A 2,668-nucleotide genomic window follows, 5' to 3' on the forward strand; every position below is an offset into this window, starting at 1 on the left:
CCGCGTCCGCCAGCGACCGCGCCGCCTCGATCCGCATCGCGTTGGACGCCACGGCGGGCCGGCCATCGAGCGAGAGAACGTCCCATTGATAGAACGCCTGTCCGGCCAGCCGGTTGGCCACGCGCAACGGTTCCGCCGCGCAGAGAAACCCCAGCGCGGAAAAGCGGGGAACCAGCAGGAAACCGACGCGGCACGTCATGGAGCGTGACGATATCCGACCGGAACCGCAACGCAAAGGGCGGGAACGGTCACGCACGCGCCCCGCGCCGCGCGCCACACTCGCTTCGGGACGGACAGGATGCCTGTCCGTCGGCACGAGGGCGAACCTGCATGAAAACCAGCCTGTTCATCACCTGCGCGGTCACGGGGGCCGGGGATACGGCGGACAGCCATCCCGGGTTGCCGATCACGCCGAAACAGATCGCCGACGCCGCGATCGACGCGGCCAAGGCAGGGGCCGCCGTGGCGCATATCCATGTGCGCGATCCCGAAACGGGCAAGGCGGCGCGCGACATTGCATTGTACCGCGAGGTCGTCGAGCGCATCCGCGACGCCGATACCGACGTGATCATCAACCTGACCGCCGGCATGGGCGGAGACCTGGTGCTGGGCGGCGGCGAGTCCCCGCTGCCGCCCGACGTCACGGGGACGGACATGGCCGGCCCGACCGAACGCCTGGCGCACGTGGCCGAACTGCTGCCCGAAATCTGCACGCTGGATTGCGGGACGATGAATTTCTCGCTGGGCGACTATGTCATGGTCAACACGCCGTCGATCCTGCGGGAGATGGCGCGGCAGGTCCGGGCGCTGGGCGTGCGGCCGGAACTGGAAGTGTTCGATACCGGCCATCTGGTGTTCGTGAAACAGATGTTCAGGGAAGGATTGCTGGACGCGCCGCTGATGATCCAGCTCTGCATGGGTGTGCCCTATGGCGCGCCCAACGACCTGCTGACCCTGCATGCCATGGTCAATGCGCTGCCGACGGACTGCGTCTACAGCATGTTTTCGCTCGGCCGCTTCCAACTGCCTTATGTCGGGCTGGCGCCGATGGTCGGCGCGAACATCCGGGTGGGGCTGGAGGACAATCTCTATCTCTCGCGCGGCGAACTGGCCAGCAATGCGCAGCTTGTCGACCGGGCGGCGACGATCCTGGGCGCGATGAATGTCGAGATCCTGGGACCGCAGGCGGTGCGCGGGCTGCTCGGGCTGACGAAACGGGGATGATGCGATGAGCGGACAGGATATGAACGGACAGGATTTTGGCCCGAAACGCTGCGGGCTGGTCGGCGGCGGTGTGATCGGCGCCGGCTGGGCCGCGCGCTTCGTGCTGAACGGACGCGACGCCGTCCTTTATGATCCCAGCCCGGACGCCCGTGCCCGCGCCGAAGCCGTTCTGGGCATGGCGCGCGCGGCCTGGGCCGGACTGCTGCCCGGCGCCCTGCCGCCGGAAGGACGGCTGCATATCGCCGCGACGCTGGAAGAGGCGTTGGAGGGCGCCGATTTCGTCCAGGAAAGCCTGCCGGAAATCCAGACGCTGAAATGCGACGTGCTGGAGCGGATCGACGCCCTGCTGCCGGCCGCCGTGCCGATCGCCTCGTCGACCTCCGGACTGTTGCCCACGCGGCTGCAGGCCAGGCTGCGCCATCCCGAACGCTTCGTGGTCGGCCATCCGTTCAACCCCGTCTATCTGCTGCCGCTTGTGGAGATCTGCGGCGGCGCGCGGACGTCGGAGGACACCAAGGCCCGGGTCGCGGCCTTCTATCGCGCCATCGGCATGCAGGTCCTGCATGTACGCAAGGAAGTGGACGGTTTCATAGCCGACCGCCTGCTCGAAGCGCTGTGGCGCGAGGGGCTGTGGCTGATCGAGGAGGGCGTCGCGACGACGGCGGAACTGGACGACGCGATCCGGTACGGCGCCGGATTGCGCTGGTCCTTCATGGGGACGTTCCTGACCTATCGCCTGGCCGGCGGCGATGCGGGGATGCGGCATTTCCTGGCCCAGTTCGGGCCGGCGCTGGAACTGCCCTGGACCAGGCTGGTCGCCCCCGAACTGACCGACGCGCTGATCGACCGCATCGCCGGCCAGTCGGACGAGCAGGCGGGCGGCATGACGGTTCGCGCATTGGAGCGCCTGCGCGACGAGGCGCTGGTCAAGGTCATCCGCGCGCTGGCGACCGTCGGTTCGCAGGGTTATGCGGCGGGGGCGACGCTGAACCGTTTCGCCGCCCGCCGCGCGGACGGTGCGCAGGGCGGCCAGCCGGGGGCGGACGGGATACCGGCAAGCTGGCAAGGCGTCGTGCCGCCGGAATGGATCGATTATAACGGCCATATGACCGAACACCGGTATCTTCAGGTGTTCGGCGAGGCGACCGACCACATCCTGGACGCCATCGGCGCCGGCCCGGACCATGTCGCGGCGGGACAGAGTTTCTACACCGTCGAAACCCATCTCCGGCATCTGGGCCAGGCGCGGTGCGGCATGGCGATCATGGTCCGGACGCGCGTCCTGGACGCCGACGGCAAGCGGCTGCATCTGTTCCACGTGCTGACCGCGGCGGGTGACGACGCGCCCCTGGCCACGGCGGAACAGATGCTGATCCATGTCGATACGGCGCGCGCGCGGAGCGCGCCGATCCCGCAGGCCGTCGCCGGCGCCATCGCCGCGCTG

General features: G+C 68.7%; 2 protein-coding genes and 1 pseudogene. 2 read left to right on the forward strand and 1 reads right to left on the reverse strand.

Features of this window, described 5'->3' with window-relative positions; translation table 11 throughout:
- Nucleotides 1-199, reverse strand: a pseudogene (locus HUK84_RS14490) (GlxA family transcriptional regulator); the annotation flags it as partial.
- Nucleotides 200-330: 131 nt separating this feature from the next.
- On the opposite strand from HUK84_RS14490, the gene HUK84_RS14495 reads away from it, so the two are divergent.
- Nucleotides 331-1,224, forward strand: coding sequence for a BKACE family enzyme (locus HUK84_RS14495; protein WP_176640918.1), 894 nt, complete (start codon nucleotides 331-333; stop codon nucleotides 1,222-1,224).
- Nucleotides 1,225-1,228: 4 nt separating this feature from the next.
- A partial coding sequence (locus HUK84_RS14500; RefSeq protein WP_218064383.1) for a carnitine 3-dehydrogenase occupies nucleotides 1,229-2,668 on the forward strand: 1,440 nt, incomplete at its 3' end.

It is taken from the genome of Nguyenibacter vanlangensis (assembly GCF_013376155.1).
Lineage (GTDB): Bacteria > Pseudomonadota > Alphaproteobacteria > Acetobacterales > Acetobacteraceae > Gluconacetobacter > Gluconacetobacter vanlangensis.

Excerpts from the sequence above, each read along its gene's own strand:
- HUK84_RS14495 (WP_176640918.1), top strand. The coding sequence starts at position 331 with ATGAAAACCAGCCTGTTCATCACCTGCGCGGTCACGGGGGCCGGGGAT.